18 protein-coding genes are annotated in these 20,223 nt (G+C 53.4%); 11 read left to right on the top strand and 7 right to left on the bottom strand.

Annotated elements, in window-relative coordinates; genetic code table 11:
* The first annotated feature begins 41 nt into the window (after positions 1-41).
* Positions 42-1,697 carry an AMP-binding protein gene (locus tag VE954_RS10675; protein WP_324952482.1) on the top strand — a complete coding sequence of 552 codons (1,656 nt, stop codon included), beginning with the start codon at positions 42-44 and terminating at the stop codon, positions 1,695-1,697.
* Here the strand turns inward: VE954_RS10675 and tgt are convergent.
* The 4 genes from tgt to VE954_RS10695 form a co-directional block, all read right to left on the bottom strand.
* The gene (tgt, locus tag VE954_RS10680; RefSeq protein WP_324952484.1) at positions 1,681-3,714 is read right to left on the bottom strand and encodes a tRNA guanosine(34) transglycosylase Tgt; all 2,034 of its coding nucleotides are present in this window, start codon (positions 3,712-3,714) and stop codon (positions 1,681-1,683) included. The genes VE954_RS10675 and tgt overlap by 17 nt on opposite strands.
* A gap of 135 nt (positions 3,715-3,849) precedes the next feature.
* The gene (locus VE954_RS10685) at positions 3,850-4,527 is read right to left on the bottom strand and encodes a PDZ domain-containing protein (RefSeq protein WP_324952486.1); all 678 of its coding nucleotides are present in this window, start codon (positions 4,525-4,527) and stop codon (positions 3,850-3,852) included.
* Positions 4,528-4,769: 242 nt separating this feature from the next.
* Complete coding sequence (locus tag VE954_RS10690) at positions 4,770-5,690, bottom strand: flagellin (protein ID WP_324952489.1); 921 nt, start codon at positions 5,688-5,690, stop codon at positions 4,770-4,772.
* Between the two features lie 43 nt (positions 5,691-5,733).
* Positions 5,734-6,615 carry a flagellin gene (locus VE954_RS10695; protein ID WP_324952491.1) on the bottom strand — a complete coding sequence of 294 codons (882 nt, stop codon included), beginning with the start codon at positions 6,613-6,615 and terminating at the stop codon, positions 5,734-5,736.
* Between the two features lie 232 nt (positions 6,616-6,847).
* On the opposite strand from VE954_RS10695, the gene tilS reads away from it, so the two are divergent.
* The 9 genes from tilS (at position 6,848) to VE954_RS10740 (ending at position 17,080) form a co-directional block, all read left to right on the top strand.
* The gene (gene tilS, locus VE954_RS10700; RefSeq protein WP_324952493.1) at positions 6,848-7,900 is read left to right on the top strand and encodes a tRNA lysidine(34) synthetase TilS; all 1,053 of its coding nucleotides are present in this window, start codon (positions 6,848-6,850) and stop codon (positions 7,898-7,900) included.
* 379 nt (positions 7,901-8,279) lie between these two features.
* Positions 8,280-10,229 (top strand): ATP-dependent zinc metalloprotease FtsH, encoded by a 1,950-nt coding sequence (gene ftsH / locus VE954_RS10705; protein ID WP_414698993.1) that lies wholly within the window; start codon positions 8,280-8,282, stop codon positions 10,227-10,229.
* Between the two features lie 23 nt (positions 10,230-10,252).
* Entirely contained in the window at positions 10,253-11,047 is a 795-nt protein-coding gene (gene folP / locus VE954_RS10710) for a dihydropteroate synthase (RefSeq protein ID WP_324952497.1), read from the top strand.
* Between the two features lie 71 nt (positions 11,048-11,118).
* Complete coding sequence (cdaA, locus tag VE954_RS10715) at positions 11,119-11,961, top strand: diadenylate cyclase CdaA (RefSeq protein ID WP_324952498.1); 843 nt, start codon at positions 11,119-11,121, stop codon at positions 11,959-11,961.
* The gene (locus VE954_RS10720; protein WP_324952500.1) at positions 11,958-12,887 is read left to right on the top strand and encodes a CdaR family protein; all 930 of its coding nucleotides are present in this window, start codon (positions 11,958-11,960) and stop codon (positions 12,885-12,887) included. Before cdaA ends, VE954_RS10720 begins: the two co-directional genes overlap by 4 nt.
* Before the next feature lie 67 nt (positions 12,888-12,954).
* The gene (glmM, locus tag VE954_RS10725) at positions 12,955-14,301 is read left to right on the top strand and encodes a phosphoglucosamine mutase (protein WP_324952502.1); all 1,347 of its coding nucleotides are present in this window, start codon (positions 12,955-12,957) and stop codon (positions 14,299-14,301) included.
* A gap of 11 nt (positions 14,302-14,312) precedes the next feature.
* Positions 14,313-15,068 carry a pyridoxine 5'-phosphate synthase gene (locus VE954_RS10730; protein ID WP_324952504.1) on the top strand — a complete coding sequence of 252 codons (756 nt, stop codon included), beginning with the start codon at positions 14,313-14,315 and terminating at the stop codon, positions 15,066-15,068.
* A 9-nt stretch (positions 15,069-15,077) separates the two neighbouring features.
* Positions 15,078-15,521 carry a tRNA (adenosine(37)-N6)-threonylcarbamoyltransferase complex ATPase subunit type 1 TsaE gene (tsaE, locus tag VE954_RS10735; protein WP_324952506.1) on the top strand — a complete coding sequence of 148 codons (444 nt, stop codon included), beginning with the start codon at positions 15,078-15,080 and terminating at the stop codon, positions 15,519-15,521.
* 14 nt (positions 15,522-15,535) lie between these two features.
* On the top strand, positions 15,536-17,080 hold the full coding sequence (locus tag VE954_RS10740; RefSeq protein WP_324952508.1) for an aldehyde dehydrogenase family protein: 1,545 nt from the start codon (positions 15,536-15,538) through the stop codon (positions 17,078-17,080).
* Between the two features lie 384 nt (positions 17,081-17,464).
* Here the strand turns inward: VE954_RS10740 and VE954_RS10745 are convergent, their stop codons facing one another.
* Genes VE954_RS10745 through VE954_RS10750 form a run of 3 tightly spaced genes read right to left on the bottom strand, consistent with a single transcriptional unit; the run spans position 17,465 to position 19,197 of the window.
* Positions 17,465-17,731 (bottom strand): hypothetical protein, encoded by a 267-nt coding sequence (locus VE954_RS10745; protein WP_324952510.1) that lies wholly within the window; start codon positions 17,729-17,731, stop codon positions 17,465-17,467.
* On the bottom strand, positions 17,695-17,796 hold the full coding sequence (locus tag VE954_RS44190; protein ID WP_414698992.1) for an Hsp20/alpha crystallin family protein: 102 nt from the start codon (positions 17,794-17,796) through the stop codon (positions 17,695-17,697). The genes VE954_RS10745 and VE954_RS44190 overlap by 37 nt, the downstream gene beginning before the upstream one ends.
* A 42-nt stretch (positions 17,797-17,838) precedes the next feature.
* Positions 17,839-19,197, bottom strand: coding sequence for a sensor histidine kinase (locus VE954_RS10750; RefSeq protein ID WP_324952511.1), 1,359 nt, complete (start codon positions 19,195-19,197; stop codon positions 17,839-17,841).
* Between the two features lie 148 nt (positions 19,198-19,345).
* On the opposite strand from VE954_RS10750, the gene VE954_RS10755 reads away from it, so the two are divergent.
* The gene (locus VE954_RS10755; protein WP_324952513.1) at positions 19,346-20,194 is read left to right on the top strand and encodes an enoyl-CoA hydratase-related protein; all 849 of its coding nucleotides are present in this window, start codon (positions 19,346-19,348) and stop codon (positions 20,192-20,194) included.
* Positions 20,195-20,223 lie beyond the last annotated feature (29 nt).

Raw genomic sequence — 20,223 nt, forward strand, 5'->3', positions numbered from 1 at the left:
ACCGGGAAAATATGAAATTTTGACTTGGAGGTCACGCGGTCATGAGCCACGCTTGGTTGCAGCACTATCCCGAAATCGTCAAACCGACGATCGAATTATCCGAGGGGACTCATATCGCCTCTGTGATCGAAGATACCTGTCAGAAATACAGCTCAAAAATCGCTCTGACCTGTATGGGCGCAGATCTGACTTTTCGGCAATTTGATCGATTGGCAAACGACTTCGCCTCGTATCTGCAAAATGAGATCGGCCTTCGCAAAGGCGATCGTTTTGCAATTATGCTGCCCAATGTCATTCAGTTTCCTATCGCCCTTTATGCCGCGACCAAAATCGGTGTGATCTGTGTGAATACCAACCCGCTTTATACCGCGCGGGAAATGAAGCATCAGTTTCATGATTCCGGGTCCAAGGCTCTCATCATTCTCGATATGTTCCTCGACAAGCTCGAAGAAATTCTCAAGGAAACCGACATTCAAACGGTGATCGTGACCAGTATCGGCGATCAGCTGCCAGCCTGGAAGGGAGCCTTGGTCAATACTGTTTTGCGTTTGAAGGGACAGATTCCCAAGCATAATCTGACCGTCGTCCCCTTCAAAGAGGCTCTGCGCCTTGGGTCAGGAAAAGGGCATACGAAGCCGCAGATCAAGCTGGAAGATATCGCGGTGCTGCAATACACCGGCGGGACCACAGGTCTCTCCAAAGGTGCGATGCTCACCCATCGGAACGTTGTGGCAAACATGATGCAGATTCAGGAATGGTCGAAGCCCTATGTGGCTAAAGGTGACGAGACCATCCTCACGGCTTTGCCGCTCTACCATATTTTTGCGCTGACGGTAAACTTCCTGGCATTTTTAAACCTCGGCGGTCGCATGATCCTCTTGCCGAAGCCTGTGCCGATAGAAAACACCGCCAAGATTTTTGCCAAGTATCGCATCACGGTGATGACCGGTGTGAATACCCTTTATAACGCCTTGAATAATTGTCCGCAGTTCCGCACCCTCGCGCCTAAAACTTTGAAGGTGGCTCTTGCCGGTGGTACGGCTCTGCAGTCGGCGGTTGCGTCGGAATTTCAACGCATTACAGGCACCCGGGTTCTGGAAGGTTTTGGTTTAACGGAAGCCTCGCCGGTGACGCACTGTAACCCCATGCATATCGATTGCCCGTCGAACTCCATCGGCCTGCCCTTACCCTCGACCGATGCTCGGATTGTGGATGACAATGGCAAGGACGTGCCCCTGGGCGAGCCCGGTGAATTGATTGTCAAAGGCCCCCAGGTGATGCTGGGTTACTGGAACCGTGAAGACGAAACGGCCAATTCCATTCGCGATGGCTGGCTCTATACGGGCGATGTGGCGAAGATGGATGAACGTGGCTTTTTCTACATCGTCGATCGTAAGAAAGATATGGTCCTGGTCTCGGGCTTCAACGTTTACCCGAATGAGATCGAAGAAGTTCTGGCCATGCATCCTAAAGTGATGGAAGCGGCCGTGATCGGCATTCCGGATGATACCTCCGGTGAAGCGGTCAAAGCTTTTGTTGTGAAGAAGGATGATACGCTGACTGAGGCTGAGTTGCGCGAATGGTGCGAGAAGAACCTGACCGGTTATAAACGCCCCAGGCACTATTCGTTCGAGAAGGAACTGCCGAAAACCAACGTTGGCAAGATCCTTCGCCGTAAACTCAGGACGGGGACTTGATCCACTGCGGATGCTGTCGGACCTGACCCAAAAACCAGGGAATCAGGCCGGCGTCTAAATTCTCCGGATAGGGCCGATCACTGCGTTCCCACCGACCAAACCAGGTTTGATCCAGCAGTTCCCTTTGAAAGGAATTGATCTGGGCCATACGCGGTGACAGCGCGATCGTGGTATCCGCTTTTGCGGCCGAAGGTCGGCCTTTGGCCAAAGTAAATCCAGCCGCCAGGAGCGAAGCGCGCACCGGGGTCGAAGCCGAATAGGTGAAGACTTCCGCCGCTTCGTGACCACAGTAGTGATAAAGTTTTTGAAAGGCTTCCAGGGACCAAAGCGGCCCGTTGGTTTTAGCCGAGAATGGATCATAGAAAACAATCTGCGGTGCCGGGGCTTCCGCCATGAGCGCCTGGGCGTCACCTTCCCAAAGCTTCCAGACGAGACGGCCATCGGCACTGCTCCAGGACCTCTCCTTCAAAAGACGCGAAGGTCCGCTGTGCCAGAGATGTTTGAAGCGCAGCAAATGATCGAGCGCCAGGCGCAAGGAATCAAGATCGTTTTCAAAACTATGAATATGCAAGGGCTTGAGGCCCGTGTGGCCGTCGGCTAAAAGCCCTTCATACACGCGAATGGCTGCCATCGCATTGTGCGCCGCACCCAAACCCACATCCCAAAGAACCAACGGTTCGGCGCCACCTTCCCGGAGTCGATGACTCAGATGGGATTGCTCCGCATAAAGAAGTCGCGCTTCCTCATCCGGATGGACAAAGGAATGCATGACCTCGCCGCTGGAGCGCTGACCAATACTGAAAAAACCCTGGGGCGATTCGATCAGCCGGTAATCCCCACGCTGCCGCGACGCTTCTTTGGGCTTACGTTTGGGCTTGGTGGGCTTCGCCGGGAAATCCCGATCGCGGATGACCAGGACCTCGCGTTGCTCGCGATAAAAAGCGGCAAAGGTATCGTTCATGATATGCTCACGCATCCGGCGCATGAGGTCCTGATAAAAATGCAGATTATGAATGGAAAGAAGCTGCGATCCCAAGCCTTCGCTGGCTTTGCAAAGGTGATGAATGTAGGCCCTTGAATAGCGCTGGCAGGTATAGCAGCTGCAGTTCGGGTCCACTTTTTCTTCACCGAACTTATAAACGCCACGTTCCAACCGCAGCTGACCGAGCGTGGTATAGGCGACGCTTTGCTGGGCATGCGCTGTGGGAATGATGCAATCGAACATATCCACGCCGCGATGCACGGCTTCCAAAAGGTCAATGGGCGTTCCCACACCCATCAGATAGCGCGGCAGATGCTCGGGCAGAAGACTGGCCGTCAGCTCGCAGAAATCCTCGCGCTCGGCTTTGGTTTCCCCAACCGCCAGGCCACCAATAGCGAAACCGTCAAACGGCATCTCGCAAAGAGTGGCAGCACTTTGCCGACGCAGATCCTCATAACAGGCGCCTTGCACAATGCCGAACATCGATTGGGGCGAATCTCCCCGCGCGATGAGACTGCGTTTGGCCCAACGATGCGTGAGTTCCATCGCCTCCTTGGCCACTTGATAATCGGATGTGGAGGGCACGCATTGATCCAGCACCATCATGATATCGCTGCCGATGGAGCGCTGCATACTGATGCTGCGTTCGGGAGTCAGAAGATGTTCGGTGCCATCCACGTAGCTGCGAAAGCGAGCCCCATCTTCGCCCATGACGCGGGCATTCGGCAGCGAGAAGATTTGAAATCCACCGGAATCAGTCAGGAACGATTTATCCCAGCTCGTGAATTTATGAATACCACCCATGCGTTCGAACACAGCCGCACCGGGTCTCAGCATCAAATGATAGGTATTGGCGAGAAGAATATTGGCACCGGTTGCCGCCAGTTCCTCGGGCTTGACACCTTTCACCGTGGCCTGGGTGCCCACAGGCATAAAGATAGGTGTCTGCACTTCGCTGTGCAGAGTTTGAAAGCGGCAGGCGCGGGCGTGAGATCCTGAAGCCTTGGCTTCAACGCGGAAATTCAAACGAGTCATGGCGGGTGACCTATAAATGTTGACTTGGGCAAAAGCCGGGACCCTGGGTTATACCCAATGGCGCAGAGCGGGGCAATGACCTTCCTCAGAGGAAGTCGTGGGAATTTAAAGCGGCAATGTGACGTGTTTTGGGGATCAATTAATTTGGATCACGAGTTCCATCGGCTTGCGATTTCGGATGTAGTTGAAGGTCGCGCTGGAGGCGGCCTTAAGCTGACTTAGCGCTTTGATGGCCAAAGCCGCATCATTGATGGGCTGCTCGTTGATATGCGTGATGATGTCACCGTTTTTCAGGCCGGCCACATCAAAGATACTGCCTTGATCGATTTCGAGAAGCTGAAAGCCCATCAGGCGACCGTTTTCCACGTGGGGCACAGCCGCGGCCTGCATCAGAATCTTGTTCAGATTTTCCCCGACCAGATTGTCCTTGAGACTGCGGGTTACTTTAAGAGTATTGCCCTGGCGCTCGATGCCATCCGCCTGACCCAGGTTTTCAGCTACGTTGCTCTGGGGCGTGCCTTTGACTTCGGTAGGCGTCTCATCGCCGACGCTGAGTTCGTAGAATTTGCTGTTATAGGAAAAGGTTACGGTTTTACGGAAGATTTTTTCAATCCGACAGCCGGCGGCAATATCCTGGCCTTCGCGGAAAGCGGCAACCCGACCGCTGGGCTTTTGTTTGATCAGGGCCACACCCTTTTGATTCTGGCTGCTGGCGATCACGCCGAGGACGTTATAATCAAAGGGGTTTCCCTGGGCAAGGGAGGCCCCGCATAGCAGTGATAGGAGGATCCAGAATCGGGCAAACATACTCATGACCACAACCTTTCCCATATCCGAACAACAGGGGGAACCACACAGAAGACCGCTCTTCAAACCTATCGGAGCAAGGCTCGTGCCGATTCACTGGGCATGTGTTTTGAGGGCCATGTGTTTGAAAATGCAGGGGAAAGATTGAGGTAAGATTCTTCACTTACTGTCAGCAGAGGCGACACAGGTCGCCCTTTTCATGCTTCAGAACAAAGGGCAAGGGGGTGGGTCACACCCCCTTGGTTTCCTTAGCCGCGGAGCAACTGGAGCACGAGTTCAGGTGCTGAGTTGGCGTGAGCAAGAACGGAGGCACCAGCCTGTTCCAGAATCTTGTTCTGGGTGAAGCGGGCGGTTTCTGCCGCGAAATCCACATCACGGATCCGGCTGTTGGCAGCGTTCAAGTTTTCATTGGTCACATCGATGTTCGAGATCGCGGAGTTCAAGCGTGATTGAACGGAACCCAGCGAAGCGCGGTAACCGGCGACTTCGTTAATGGCCGTATCGATCACGTTGAAAAGCGCATCCGTTCCATCTGGACTCAGGTCAGCCGCGCCGCCTTCAGGATCATCAGGAACCACTTTCAAACCGCCGTTCACCACTTTGTCCAGAGCTTCGTTCAGAGCGCTCAGCTCTTCCAGGTTGATCGTCACAATATCCGGATCGTTTTCAGGGTCGATATCGGGGGCCGAACCATCGACATCAGCGCGGTTGGACGAACCGACGAAGATACGCATGGCGGTGTTGTCACTGGATTCCAGAACCTTGCGGCCGTTGAATTCCGTTGTTTTCATGATACGACCGACTTCGTCGCGAAGCTGCTGGAATTCACGGTCGAGGAATTCACGCTCGCGGTTACCGATGGTGTCCGATGCGGCCTGGGATCCCAGCTGACGCATACGGAGCATGACGTTGGTCATCTCATTCAGACCACCTTCGGCCACTTGAATGTAGCTGATACCATCGTTCGCGTTGCGTTTTGCAACATCCATGCTGGCGATACGGGAACGAATCCGCTCCGACACAGCAAGTCCGGCTGCATCATCGGCTGATTTGTTGATTCGGTGACCGGACGACAAGCGCTCGATAGACGACGCGACTTCGCGACGGCTATCCGAGAGCTTTTTCTGTGCGATCAAAGATTCCACATTGGTTTTTACACGAATACCCATAACGAAAACCTCCTTGTTGAAAAGCCTTTTAAAACCCTAAAAATTAACGCAGCAGCTGCAGAGCCATCTCTGGCTTGGCATTAGCCTGCGTAAGAACCGAGATTGAAGACGCCTGGAGAACTTTGGTTTGCGTGAGCTTCGAGGTCTCTTCCGCAAAATCCACGTCGCGGATGCGACTGTTGGCAGTGGTGAGATTCTCCGTTTGGATGCCGAGGTTGTTCACGGCTGTATCCAGACGGCTTTGAATGGAACCGAGCGTGGCGCGTTCGCCACTGAGGCGGGTGAGGGCATTGTCGATGACGTTGAGTTTGTCGGTGATATCTTCGCGGGACACAGGGTCACTGCCGTCGATTTCCATGGGTCCAATTTCTGCACCCTTACCGAGGCCGAGCTGTTCTGAGTTGAATGTTTTCAACCCTTCAAGGCCGATCGAAATGGTATCGATGTTGGCCTCGGGCGCACTGGCATTCACGCCTACCTGGATGATCAGACGATCTTTTTGGTTGGGATCAAAAAGTTTGAGGGAATTGAATTCCGTCGTGCTCGAGATCCGATCAATCTCATCCACCAGCTGGGTATATTCGCGGTTCAGATAACCACGTTCGATATCCCCGATGGTGTCCGAGGCCGATTGCACGGTGAGTTCGCGCAGGCGGATCATGATGTTGCCGACTTCGTTCAGAGAGCCTTCTGCAATTTGCACCATCGACACGGCGTCAGATGCGTTGCGTTTGGCTTGATTGAGGCCGCGGACCTTGGCTCGTAAGCCTTCAGAAACCGCCAGTCCAGCCGCATCATCCGAAGATTTATTGATGCGAAAGCCGGACGCCAGTTTTTCAATACTGCGGTCCATTTCATTCGAATTGGTTTGAGCGTGGCGCTGAGCTATAAGTGAAGACACATTGGTGGCTATGCGCAGACCCATACTTTCCTCCTTGAAAAGTGCCAAGCCCGTACCTGGGCTGGGAGAAGCGTCGCAACTTGCAAAAGAACCATCGGGAGTTTGGAATTTTCCTTAAAAGCGGTCCTGACGTTTGCGGTTTCGGGGGGTTCGAGCCGAGGGGGTAAAACTCATAAAAATCAATGAGTTATGATGATGGTCGGATGGGGATTATTTCGTACAAGTAAGAAATTATTTAAGAAAACGAGCTTTTTTCATGAAAGATCAAAAGCCAGAACGCACGGAACTCCATACCGTACAGGCAGATCTTGCGACGCAATTGCAGGGTGTTGGGGGACCAGATAAGGTTTGGGTGGCGTGCTCAGGTGGGCTGGATAGCAGTGTTTTGCTCTTTCTTTTGAACGAGCTGCAGCGAAAGGTGGGAACATTCGAGCTGGGTGTTCTGCATGTGAACTATGCACTCCGGGGCGCGGAGTCGGATCGTGATGAAAACCTGGTCCGCGAGGCCGCAGAAAAATATGGCCGTGAACTGCGGGTTCTTAAGATCGACCCCAAGCAACATCCCCTACAGAAGACAGGAATTCAGGAATGGGCTCGCACCATTCGTTACGAATGGTTCATGGAGCAGCGAGGACCGCGCGATTGGATTGCCATGGCTCATCATCGGAATGATTGGGTCGAAACTATTTTTGCCCGACTGTGTCGCGGCCATAGTTTAATGGCAGTGTCAGGTATGCAAATTCTACATGAACAAATCTGGCGGCCTCTCCTCCATTACACGCAGCACCAGCTGGAAGCTTGGGGGCAGGAGTACGGCATCGCTTTTGGTGAAGACAGTTCCAACCAGGGTCTTGATTATACCCGCAACCGCTTGCGGCATAAGATTTTGCCGGAACTCGAAACGCTGTTTCCAGGACTGGCGCAAAATATCTGGCTGCATGCGCAAGATTTGCAGGACTGCCTTGGCTTTGTTCAATATCAATATCCCGATATGGTTTTCGAGGACACTTTGCGTTTGAATGAGCTGCAGGCAAGGCCTTCCTTTCTGGCTCGACATGAAATTGGTCGGTACCTTGCTCTTCACTACCCCGGGGTGCACGTATCGCGTGATTTGCTGCTGACCATTCATGAGGCCATGGTCCAGGGAAAGGCCTGGACGGGAATGCTGGGTCCTGGGACACAAGCCGTTTGCCGGGATGGTGTTTTGTCGATTGTTCGCAATCAAATGCCCGTGAGTGAACGCTGGCAACAGTTTCGGGCGGCCTTGCTCGACGAAAGTTGGGATATTTGGCCGCCAGCTGCGCCATGAAGAGTTAGGCTGACAAAAAATGTCGCCGCACCCTTTGTCAATGCCTGCTAGACTGGAATCTGAGCGGACTTGAATTCTTGAAAGTGCTTGTTGCTTGAAGGAAGACACAGGATCGCTAATAATGAATAAATGCAGGAAAGACTCGAGCCCAAAACCGGTCATCGTTACAGACTATTTATCATCGAAGCTTCCGAATAATATGGCGTGGGTAAGCATCGTAGCTTAGTGTAGCGATGTAAGTTTTAGTTCCAATTTAAACAGCCGCATGTAAAAACAGGTAGCATGTCGGCTCGTCAGTTTCTTAAAGCTGAAGTGTGCCTGATAGCCCCAGATGAGGAGAGCGAGATCCATGTCTAAAGCCAAAAAACCGAACCAGCAGATGAAGTTTACGCTGATGCTTGTTGGTTTGGTTCTACTCTTCATCATGTTCAACATGATGTCCCCCCAACAAGCCGAAGACCAGAACATGAAATTCGCGGATTTCATGGAAGCGGTCGACAAAAATGAGATTGCCGATGTGACCTTCCGCGGCAACAACGAAATCATCGCGGTCAAGAAAGACGGCACGCCCTACAAAGTACAGGCGGCTACCGACGCCGCGTTGCGCGACGAATTGCGTAACAAGAAGGTTCGGGTCAATTATGAACAAGCCGAAAATGAAGGCGGCAGTATGTGGAAGTCGTCTCTGATTTTCCAACTGGTTCCCATCGTCATCATCCTCGTGTTCCTGATTATTCTGATGCGTCAGCTGCAAGTGGGTGGCGGCAAGGCCATGTCCTTCGGGAAAAGCCGGGCCAAGCTGCTGAACGAAAACCAAACCAAAATCACCTTCGAAGACGTCGCAGGCATCGAGGAAGCGAAAAACGAACTCGAAGAGATCGTCGACTTCCTGAAAGACCCCAAGAAGTTCACTCGTCTTGGCGGACGTATTCCCAAGGGTGTGCTCCTGGTGGGCCCTCCCGGTACCGGTAAAACGATTCTGGCCAAAGCCATTGCCGGTGAGGCTGGTGTTCCCTTCTTCTCCATCTCCGGCTCTGACTTCGTCGAGATGTTCGTGGGTGTTGGTGCCAGCCGCGTTCGTGACCTCTTCGAACAAGCGAAAAAGCAGGCTCCCTGTATTATCTTTATTGATGAAATCGATGCTGTGGGTCGTCAGCGCGGGGCCGGACTCGGCGGCGGTCATGACGAACGCGAGCAAACTCTGAACCAGCTCCTCGTTGAAATGGATGGATTTGAAACCAACGAAGGCGTGATTCTGATCGCAGCGACCAACCGGGCTGATGTTCTGGATCCGGCGCTGCTGCGTCCCGGTCGATTCGATCGCCGGGTGCACGTGCCGAAGCCTGACGTTCGCGGTCGCCGCGGTATCCTGAAGGTTCATACCCGTAAAACGCCCATGTCGGCTGATGTTGATTTGGATATCCTGGCCCAGGGAACTTCAGGTTTCTCGGGTGCTGACCTGGCCAACCTTGTGAACGAAGCCGCTCTGCTGGCTGCTCGTCAGGACGCCAAGACTGTTTCGATGATGCACTTTGAATCCGCCAAAGACAAAGTCATGATGGGTCCTGAGCGTAAGAGTATGATCATCAGCGAAGAGGAAAAGAAAAATACAGCGTTCCACGAAGCGGGTCACTGTATTGTTTCGAAAGTGCTGCCCTACTCGGATCCGGTTCATAAGATCACGATCATTCCACGTGGCTATGCCCTGGGTATGACGGTTTATCTGCCGACCGAAGACAAGCTTTCCGTATCGCGCGAGTATGCGGAAGCCCGTATTGCGACCGCGATGGGTGGCCGTGCCGCGGAACAAATCATCTTTAACGTGCTCTCAACCGGCGCTGGCAGTGATATTCAGCAGGCCACGGACATGGCCCGCAAGATGGTTTGCCAATGGGGTATGAGTGAGAAACTCGGACCCATCGCCTGGGCCGCTCCTGACCATGAGGTCTTCATGGGACGCGATTTTGGTGGCCGTGAAGGGTTCTCGCAAAAAATCATGGAAGAGATTGATAGCGAGGTGAAGCGGATCGTCAACGGTGGTTATGAACTCGCCGTCAAGATCCTTAAAGAACGCCGCTCCGCTCTTGAAAACATGGCCGATGCTCTTTTGATCCGGGAAACTCTGGAATCGTCGGACATCGAAAACATCATGAATGGCCAGATCATCATTTCGGATGACGAGCGGGAAAAATACAAGGAACGGGTTCAGCGCGAAAAACAGCTGATGAGCGGAAAGACCTCGCAGAAAGTGGCCAAAGGCCGCGATGCCAGCGATAAACCGGAAGCCGATTCACCGACGCCTATTGAACCCTTGCCCCTGGGAACCTGATCCCGCAAGGAGGGCGCTTTGAGTTGAATCCAGCGGCGCGCACTTTAATTATCGGGGTTATCAACGTAACCCCGGATTCTTTTTCTGATGGTGGAACTTTTCTGGATCCTGAAAAGGCGGTGGCTCACGCCTGGGATCTGGTGGATGACGGAGCGGACGTCATCGATATCGGCGCAGAATCGACCCGTCCTGGGTCGGCACCCGTCGATGCGGATGAGGAGTGGCGCAGACTTGAGCCAGTTCTGGCCGCCCTCGCCGACCAAAGACCCAAGGCACGCATCAGCCTCGATACATACAAACCCATGACGATGCGCCGTGCTTTGGATTACCCGGTCGATATTATCAATGATATAAGCGGTGTTGCAGATCGCCGGACTCTGGAAACCCTTGCCAAGCGTGGCCTCATCTACTGGGCTATGCACATGCATCGCGATCCGGCGAACATGCATAAGGACCCCCTCGATGGAGCCGATGCCCTGCGTGAGGTGGCTGCGTTTTATGACAAGACGCAGACGGCGCTCATGGAAGCAGGATTTGCCAAGGACCATATCTGGCTGGACCCAGGGGTGGGTTTTGGCAAAACCGATCGGGCCAACGTGCAGGTTATCCAGCAGGCGCTGGCGGAAGCTTCGCGTTTTGAAATCGTGCTTGGCGTCTCGCGGAAGTCGTTCATCGGCCGTCTGCTGGGGATCACGGATCCCAAGGAGCGTGATGCCCCTTCCAAGATGCTGGAGTTGAGTTTTCTCTTTGCCGGGGTACGCGGGATTCGAACGCATGATGTGGCGCGTTTGCGGGCCCTTCGGGACCTGACAATGTGAAAGACTTGATCGTGTGAACGATTCCGTGGCGTGGACGATTCGGTGGCGTGAACGATTCGGTGGTGTGAACGATGTCGGAACTCTACAACAAGCTGGGCCATTGGGCATTGATCGATATCGCGATCATCGCGATGATCATCTATCGCCTTTTGCTGCTCATCCGTGGAACACGGGCCATGCAGATGGTGCTTGGAATTCTGATGACCATCGGCTTTGCCTTCTTCATCTCCCAGGTCTATCCTCTGACAACTTTGAAATGGCTGATGGACAAGTTCTATTCGTCCATCATCATCATTATCGTGATTCTGTTTCAGGAAGATATCCGGCGCGTTTTAAGCCGTATGGGCAAGAAAACCGTCTTTCCCACCCAGGAGCAGGCCTCATCACGCCAGGTCCTGGATGATATTGCGCGCGCAGCGACAGGGCTGGCGGGCAAGAAAATCGGGGCTTTGATTGTGATTGAACGCAACATCATCCTCAGCCGCTATGTGGATATCGGGGTTTTGATCGACGGGCGCATCAGCAAGGAACTTCTGGTTTCCATCTTTCACCCAACCTCGCCCATTCATGACGGTGCGGTCATCATTCAACAAGGCCGCATCGCTGCAGCAGGTTGCTTTTTACCCCTGACCCGGGACGAAGATGTGGATCCCAACTTTGGGACCAGGCATCGCGCCGCCATCGGCATCAGCCAGGAAACCGACGCCCTGGCTCTGGCTGTCTCCGAGGAAACGTCGACCATTTCTTTGATGGTGGATGGCCGGGTGTCCCGCAATCTGGATGGCAAGGAATTGCGCCGTCTGCTGAAAGACTCCCTCAATACCGAAACTGAAGAAACGGAAAGCCCGGCCCATACCAAAACGCCTTGGGCGGAGCGTGTGCGTTCGTTTTTTAATCGAGGGGGGAGCAAATGATTCGTGCCCTTCTCAATCGCACCGTGCGCCTGATCTTTCATAACTTCGGTTATAAGATCCTTTCGCTGTTTTTAGCTGTCATCGTTTGGGCCATTATCCAGGGCGAGCAGGTCCAGGAAGTCAGCCGTGAGGTCCTCGTGGCCATTCATGTGGCGCCTGAATACGGCATTCGTGGTGAACTGGTGCGGGTCAAGGCCGCAACCGTGCGGGGACCGCAGGCCTGGCTCCTGGAAGTTCCGAAAAAACTGACCGCGGACATCTATATTCCGACGGGCAAAGTCGGACGCTACCGTCTGCGCCTCAGCAAGGACGACATTAAAAACCTCAATGAACGGCTGGAAATCATTATCCACGAACCTTATCTCGACCTGTTCGTGGATCGCGTGATGGAACGCATTATTCCGGTCAAGGAAGCGATTCATGGCACGCCTGCAGACGGTTACATCATTGAAAAAGTGAATATCGAACCCAAATCGATCACGGTCAAAGGCATACGGAATGATCTTTTGAAACTTCGCTATGTTTATACCGAGCCGATCGACGTCAGCGGTTTCCAGGAAAGCCGGGTGCTCGACGTCAGATTGGTATCACCAGGCCTTGGCGCCGACGCCCTCTCCACCGATATGGTGCGCGTGGCCTTGCAGGTCGGTGACAGCAAAATCAACAAACGTTTCGGCAATATACCGGTTGAAATCATCGGTGCGGATCAGGGTGCCACGGTCAAACCGCAGTTTGTTTCCATTATGGTGCAGGGCGTGCCTGGCGTCCTCAACTTTCTGAAACGCAGTGATTTCCGTGCCTTTGTTGAAGTCAGGGGCCTTGGACCCGGACGCTACGAGCAGGATATTCGGGTCAAAATTCCCGCTGATACAGCCCTGATTGAAACCTTCCCCGAAAAAGGGATCGTTGCGATCGGCAAGGACTGAACTTTCCTTGCCTCATAAAATCGTCTAGTCTGAGACCCTAACGATTTTATGAGCTAAGGATACAAGAGTGGGCAAATATTTTGGCACAGATGGCATTCGTGGCAAAGCCAACGTATCTCCGATGTCACCCGATTTTGTTCTGCGTTTAGGTCAGGCCATCGGCTTGCATTTTCGCAACGCCTATCCCCATCCCAAAATTCTGATCGGCAAGGACACGCGCCGCAGCGGCTATATGCTGGAACAGGCTCTCTCCGCTGGGATTTGCAGTGTCGGCGTCGACGTACAATTTCTTGGGCCTTTGCCCACGCCTGGTATCGCTTACCTCACCCGGGGCATGCGGGCCTGTGCCGGCATTGTGATTTCCGCCTCGCACAATCCCTATGATGATAACGGCATCAAGATTTTCAGTGAAAACGGCTATAAACTGCCGGATGAAATTGAAAACAAACTTGAAGAAATGGTCGATAATCCCGGTGTTGAAACCTTTCCCACGGGTATTCACATCGGTCGCGCCAAACGCATCGATGATGCTGTGGGTCAGTACGCAGTGTTTCTCAAGGAACAATTTCCCAAGCATCTGAAACTCGACGGCCTGCGCATTGTGATCGATTGCGCGAACGGGGCCGCTTATAAAGTGGCGCCGAAGGTTTTTGAGGAACTGGGTGCCGAAATCTTTGTCACAGGCAATAATCCGGATGGCCGAAACATCAACGAACAGTGTGGCGCTTTGCATCCCGCTTCGCTGGTGGAAAAGGTCAAACTCTACAAGGCGGATCTGGGGATTGCGCTGGATGGGGATGCCGATCGTTTGATTGTGGTGGATCACACCGGTGAACTGGTGGATGGCGATCAAATTCTCGCCATTTGCGCGGGCCATTTGGTCAAGGCCGGGCGTTTGAAAAAAGCCACCGTGGTCTCCACGGTCATGAGCAATATGGGCCTGGAAATCGCCCTGCAGAAGGTGGGTGTCAAGCTGCTGCGGACCAAGGTCGGCGACCGTTATGTCGTGGACGAGATGCGCAAAGGCGGCTACAACCTGGGGGGCGAACAGTCCGGCCACCTTGTATTTATGGACCTGAATACCACCGGGGACGGAATTCTCGCAGCGCTTAACCTGCTGGAAGTCATGCTGGAAAATGGCAAGCCCCTGGCGGAGCTCAAACGCTGCATGGAAGTCCTGCCTCAGGTCTTGCGGAACGTCCGCGTTCAGCATAAGACTCCCTTTGACCAGATCCCTGAGGTCCATAAGCTGATTCAGTCGGCCGAGGGTAAACTCGGACAAAGAGGACGGGTTCTGGTTCGCTATTCGGGCACGGAAAACCTCGCCCGGGTGATGCTGGAGGGTGAAGACCAGCACCGGCTGGAAACCATGGCCGCCGATATCGCGCGTGCCCTGGAAACAGCCCAGAAATAGAGGCCAGGAAAATGATTCGATTGGGTGTGAATATTGATCATATCGCCACGGTGCGGAATGCGCGTGGTGAATCCTATCCGAGTCCCGTGCAGGCGGCCGCCTTTGCGGAAATCGGCGGCGCGGATAATATCACCTGTCATCTGCGCGAGGATCGTCGGCATATTCGTGATGCCGATGTCGAGCTCCTGAAACGCACCATTCAGGTGCCCTTGAATTTTGAAATCGCGGCCACCGAAGAAATGGTGCGGATTGCCAGCCAAACCAAACCTCATGCTGTGACCCTGGTTCCGGAAAAACGTCAGGAGCTGACCACGGAAGGCGGTCTGGATTTTAATCAGGTCTCCAAAAAACTGGGCGATCAAATCCAATCGTTGCGTGATCTTGGCATCGTCGTCTCTCTTTTTGTGGAAGCGGATGCCAAGGCCATGGTGATGGCGAAAAAACTGGGCGCGCAGGCCATTGAAATTCACACCGGACATTACTGTCGCGGCATGCAGGATGCCCGAACCACAGCCGAGCAGATCGCGCTGCTCAAGCCTTTGCAGGAAGCTGCGCGGGTGGCTTATGAGCAGGGACTGCAGGTGCACGTGGGGCATGGCCTTAACTATACCAATGCCCAGTGGATGCAGCTCGTGCCGCATTGTGAAGAAGCCAATATTGGTCATGCGATTGTGGCTCGCGCCCTCTTTGTGGGACTGCCGCAAGCCGTACGGGAGATGAAGGCTTTGCTCAATGATTCGCAATTCTGCCCCTCCATAGGCAGCTGAGGCAGGACCATGGCGCAGGAACTTTTTCGTCAGAGTCATGCCGAGGGTGATCCATCCCTCCTGGAAGCTGTGCAGCGTGAATTATCGAAGTATCCTTACTTTGTTCTTTGGCTGCAGGGTGAAATGGGTGCGGGCAAAACCAGTTTTGTACGCGCCTATCTTTATGAGCAGGGGCTGTCGCCTCGCACACCGGTTGTTTCTCCCACTTATACCATCATGAACGAGTATCAGATCGGCAAGGACTGGTATGCGCATCTCGACCTTTATCGGGCGGATGAACACTTTTCCTTGGCTGAGCTTGGGGTGCACGACGCGAGGCCTTATCGAGGTCTTTTCGTCGAATGGCCTGAGCAGGGCGGTCCCGGTGAAATACTCCCAGCGACCCACATTCTGAAAATTGAGGCGGATGGCTGGGAACGTCGTCTTTATACAATGATTCAAATCCAAAATTAAATAAGAGGGGACCTATGAGTCTTGATTTGAAATTCCTCAAAGATCTTGGCATCACCAAAGAAAACGCCGCAGCCAGCACCGGTACGGAATGGTTTGGTTCCAAACAAAAAGGCAGTTTTGCCTCCTATTCGCCTGTGGATGGCCAGCTCATCGGCAACGTCTATAAAGCCGATCGCCAGGACTACGAAAAGATCATCAAAACCGCGGAAGCAGCCGCACTGAAGTGGCGCCAGGTTCCAGCGCCCCAGCGCGGTGAGATCGTGCGGCAGATGGGGGATAAACTTCGCCAGTTGAAAGAACCTCTGGGCAAGCTCGTGGCCTATGAGATGGGCAAATCCCTGCAGGAAGGCCTGGGTGAAGTGCAGGAGATGATCGACATCTGTGATTTCTCCGTCGGCCTCTCCCGGCAGCTGCATGGCCTGACCATGCACTCGGAACGTCCCAGTCACCGCATGTATGAGCAGTGGCATCCGATCGGCCTTGTCGGCATCATTTCCGCCTTTAACTTCCCCGTCGCCGTGTGGTCCTGGAATAGTATGATCGCGGCCGTGTGCGGTGATGTTTCGATTTGGAAGCCCTCGGAAAAAACACCTCTTTCCGCCATTGCCTGCTTCAATATTATTCGTGATGTGCTGACCGCGAATAAGGTTCCGGAAGGCGTCATGAGCCTCATCGTCGGCGACGTCACGGAAGTGGGCGAACCCATGATTGCAGACCCACGCATTCCCTTGATTTCCGCCACGGGTTCGACCCGCATGGGCAAGCGCGTCGGCGCTGTGGTCGGTGCACGATTGGGTCGCAGTATCCTGGAGCTCGGCGGCAACAACGCCATCATTCTGACTCCGGATGCTGACCTTAAGATCGCCGCTCCTGCTGTCGTCTTCGGTGCGGTCGGAACCTGCGGCCAGCGCTGCACCACGACCCGCCGTCTGATCATTCATGAATCGATCTATGATCAGGTCAAGGCCATGGTGGTCAAAGCCTTCAGCGGCCTTCGCATCGGCTCGCCGCTCGACGAAAAAAATCATGTCGGTCCCTTGATCGACAAGCAGGCTGTGGAGATGATGCAATCAGCCCTTGATCAGGCTAAAAAAGAAGGCGCAACCTTGCTCTACGGTGGCGATGTGCTGACGGGCGGTGATTATGGTTCGGGCTGTTATGTGAAGCCTGCCATCGTCGAAGCCAAACCTGAGATGCATATGGTGCAGGAGGAAACATTCGCTCCGATTCTTTATCTGCTCAAATACAGCGGTGACGTTGAGTCGGCCATTGCCATTCAGAACAATGTGAAGCAGGGACTCAGTTCCTCGATCTTCACCTTGAATCTGCGCGAGGCGGAAACGTTCCTTTCAACGAACGGATCAGACTGCGGGATAGCCAACGTCAACATCGGAACATCGGGTGCGGAAATCGGTGGCGCCTTCGGTGGTGAAAAGGAAACCGGCGGCGGTCGCGAATCAGGCTCGGACGCATGGAAAGCCTATATGCGTCGGCAGACCAACACCATTAACTACGGTCGTCAGCTGCCGCTGGCGCAGGGTATCAAGTTCGATATTTAAGCCCAGGCCCGTAACCCAAAACCGGGCTCAACTGGAACGCCTGAATTCCTTCCTTCAGCCAGCTCATCCGTAATGAATCCGATGCTTCCTGGGGTTCCTTCAGCACAAGGCGCAGAAGGCCCTCAGGATCGAGCTTCAAAAGATTTCTCGCGCCTTCGGGCCTTGCCACCAATACAAACAAGGCTATTAAAATTTAGTTGTGAGACAGGGTCTTGACAAAATTTCCAGCAGGTTTATCTTGGTGAATGAGAGGGATGTTTACTGCAGAATGGTAGCTCTACTCTCGAACGCGGTTCTGTAAAATGGCACTAGCAGAAGGAGTGAAAAGATTTCCATTTCCCAGCTGCTAAAGGGGAGCATTAAACAGACAAGTTTATTGCATCGCTAGAGCGCATCCCATAACAGGATGCGCTCTTTGCTTTTTTGAAACAGCTTGAGTTGAAAAAAACCACCACCCGGCGAGGGTGGTGGTATGGGCCTTGAGCAGACGGATCCATGAGCAGCCGTGCTTTGCATGCGACTATCGCCCGCCTTGACATCAATCGTTTCCTTGTCCTTCTTTGAACCCAGCCCAACGAGTTTACCAGGCAAGCCACTGCGGTTTTCACCGATTTTTATTTTTTGGCGCTTGGCCTCGGCTGCTTTCGGCACGGTACGGTCAGCACTCCATTTTCGTACTGAGCTTCTATGTCCTGGGCGTTGATGCCAGCAGGCAACGCGATGATAGGACCGGGGAAGGACTTGTCAAGGTTTTCGGTTTAACGCACAGGACCGGTCTTCGGCAATCGCATGATAAAAGTTGTATGCGCCGCCTGAGTATCGACAAATAAATGCCCATGATGCGCGATCAGTATTTTGCGGGATATGCTGAGCCCTAAACCTGTGCCTTTGCCGGGAGGTTTGGTTGTAAAAAAAGGCTGGTGGATGCGAGGCAATATATGCGGACTGATGCCTGTGCCACTGTCGATAACTGCCACATCATAGACCTGATCTTTGACCTCAAGTCTGATATGAATCCACTTGTCAGCAAGCTCAGCCACGGCATCCTTGGCATTATGAATAAGACTCAGCAGGACCTGAGCAATCTGCACATGGCGGCAGACGCAAGGGGCCTCATCGGTTTGAATTTCGACGCGCAGATCGATTCCATTGTGAATGAGACCTTCCTTGCTGATGGCGAGGACCTCATCAATGATGCGCGACATATCCACTTCTTCAAAGGGGTCTTCCGATCCCTCACGTGAAACATTGCGCAGACTGGAGGTGATTTTTGTAATCCTATCGACCGTCTCTTTGATGCGTTGCGCAATCGTGCTCACCCTATCCATCTCAAACTCGTTACGCTTCAAAAGAATTTCGAGCTGTTCCGCAAATCCCCGGATGATGGCCAGCGGATTATTGATTTCATGCGCGACGCTGGCGGACAGTTCCGCGACGGCGCTGAATTGGGTGGAGGCGGCCAAATGAAGCTGTTGTTCTTCAATCGTTCGATGGCTTTGCTGCAGCTCCTTGATCCTTTGCAGCAGAGCTTCCTCATGCTTGTTGATCATCCTATAGAGATAGTTGGCATAGATAAGGGCAATGGCAAACACGCTGGGACAAATCAGCCAGAATAACTGCTGCTGCTGCTCCAATGTCAGGATCGAGTACTGGGAAAAAAGTGCAAAACCCCAGCCCTCCATACCAAAAAAAAGTACGCCGGGCGCCAGGCTCCAAAATTGGATGTACCAACGATGTTGCGACGGAAAAATGATATACGCCACGGTCATCATGTTCAGGAAAAAAAGATGGGGCCAGCAGTTTCTACCAAGAATAATGCAATACACAAGGATGAGGCCGTTATTGATCAAGAGAAAAAGATTGCGACCCAATAAAGGAAAGCGCAGGCTGCGGTTGGCCGGCACGATCGCCAGTATCATGAGGCCTGCCAGAAGGTTGAATACCCCGATTTTGGGGAAACCCTTGATCCAATAGACAGGGCCGTAAACAGCCACGAGGCAGGCCACGATCAAGGCAATCTGATTGCACATTTGCAAACAACGTCGCTCACGAGCGGAACGCTGCGTGTGTTCCCCTATGTCGGACATTTGTTTCCAGATCTGCCAAAGTTTGTTCAAAATTTATGTCCAGGTGAGTTAGCTCATTCGTAAACCTTAACCAGCGACAATGTAAACATGTATTTGCCGGAAAGTCTGGCTAAACTTGACAGCGACCTGGCGATATAGTTCCATGCGGTCAACGAGTTAAAGGATAAACGGAGGTCCAATGACAAACGAATTGGCGGCATATTTGCATTACACCCCGCTCGAAAATAACGAAGGCGCTGTGACTGAGGATCGTGTCGCCACGCTGGTTATCAATCGCCATGAAGCCGCCAACTCTTTCAGTGGCGAACTTTTGGTGCAGCTCACCCAACTGCTGCATGAGGTGAACAAGGACCGCAGTGTGCGCGTTCTCCTTTTGCAGGGCAGCGGCAAGCATTTTTCCGCCGGCGCGGATTTGAATTGGATGAAGCAGGCAGCCCAACTGGATTACGCTGGAAATGTTCAGGAGGCCGACAAGCTCACGTTTCTGTTTGAAGCGCTGGCCAACCTTCGTGTGCCGACACTGGCCGTGGCCAAGGGCGCTGCGTTCGGGGGAGCCGTGGGACTGATTGCAGCCTGTGACTATGCCGTGGCTTTGGACAAGGCCCGCTTTTGTTTGAGTGAGGTGAGGATTGGTCTTCTGCCTGCGGTAATTTTGCCTTATCTGGGTCGCAAGATAAACCCCGGGGCTTTGAAACGCTTCATGCTCAGCGCGCGAGTTTTTCAGGCTGAGGACGCTTTATCGGCTGGACTTGTGCAGGCCATTGCTCAAGTCGATACGGTGGAAGCGCTCCTGCACGAGGAACTGAATCTGCTTTTAAGCGCCAGTCCGGAAGCACAGAGCACGTGCAAAAGCCTTTATCAAACGGTGGAAGCACGTTCATGGGCACAAGGGCCGGAGACGGTGGAGGCCATTGCTCGCACCCGGGCTGGTGCCATGGGCCAGGCGGGACTTGCCTCATTTTTTCAGAAGACGGATCCGGTCTGGCTCAGACGCATCCCCCACGACGCGCGGATGTTCGTCCCATGATGCTGCATAATCTCACGATTGTGTGCCCG

The sequence above is a fragment of the Oligoflexus sp. genome (assembly GCF_035638955.1).
GTDB lineage: Bacteria > Bdellovibrionota_B > Oligoflexia > Oligoflexales > Oligoflexaceae > Oligoflexus.

Excerpts from the sequence above, each read along its gene's own strand:
- VE954_RS10675 (WP_324952482.1), top strand. The coding sequence starts at position 42 with ATGAGCCACGCTTGGTTGCAGCACTATCCCGAAATCGTCAAACCGACG.
- tgt (WP_324952484.1), bottom strand. The coding sequence starts at position 3,714 with ATGACTCGTTTGAATTTCCGCGTTGAAGCCAAGGCTTCAGGATCTCAC.
- VE954_RS10685 (WP_324952486.1), bottom strand. The coding sequence starts at position 4,527 with ATGAGTATGTTTGCCCGATTCTGGATCCTCCTATCACTGCTATGCGGG.
- VE954_RS10690 (WP_324952489.1), bottom strand. The coding sequence starts at position 5,690 with ATGGGTATTCGTGTAAAAACCAATGTGGAATCTTTGATCGCACAGAAA.
- VE954_RS10695 (WP_324952491.1), bottom strand. The coding sequence starts at position 6,615 with ATGGGTCTGCGCATAGCCACCAATGTGTCTTCACTTATAGCTCAGCGC.
- tilS (WP_324952493.1), top strand. The coding sequence starts at position 6,848 with ATGAAAGATCAAAAGCCAGAACGCACGGAACTCCATACCGTACAGGCA.
- ftsH (WP_414698993.1), top strand. The coding sequence starts at position 8,280 with ATGAAGTTTACGCTGATGCTTGTTGGTTTGGTTCTACTCTTCATCATG.
- cdaA (WP_324952498.1), top strand. The coding sequence starts at position 11,119 with ATGTCGGAACTCTACAACAAGCTGGGCCATTGGGCATTGATCGATATC.
- VE954_RS10720 (WP_324952500.1), top strand. The coding sequence starts at position 11,958 with ATGATTCGTGCCCTTCTCAATCGCACCGTGCGCCTGATCTTTCATAAC.
- VE954_RS10730 (WP_324952504.1), top strand. The coding sequence starts at position 14,313 with ATGATTCGATTGGGTGTGAATATTGATCATATCGCCACGGTGCGGAAT.
- tsaE (WP_324952506.1), top strand. The coding sequence starts at position 15,078 with ATGGCGCAGGAACTTTTTCGTCAGAGTCATGCCGAGGGTGATCCATCC.
- VE954_RS10740 (WP_324952508.1), top strand. The coding sequence starts at position 15,536 with ATGAGTCTTGATTTGAAATTCCTCAAAGATCTTGGCATCACCAAAGAA.
- VE954_RS10755 (WP_324952513.1), top strand. The coding sequence starts at position 19,346 with ATGACAAACGAATTGGCGGCATATTTGCATTACACCCCGCTCGAAAAT.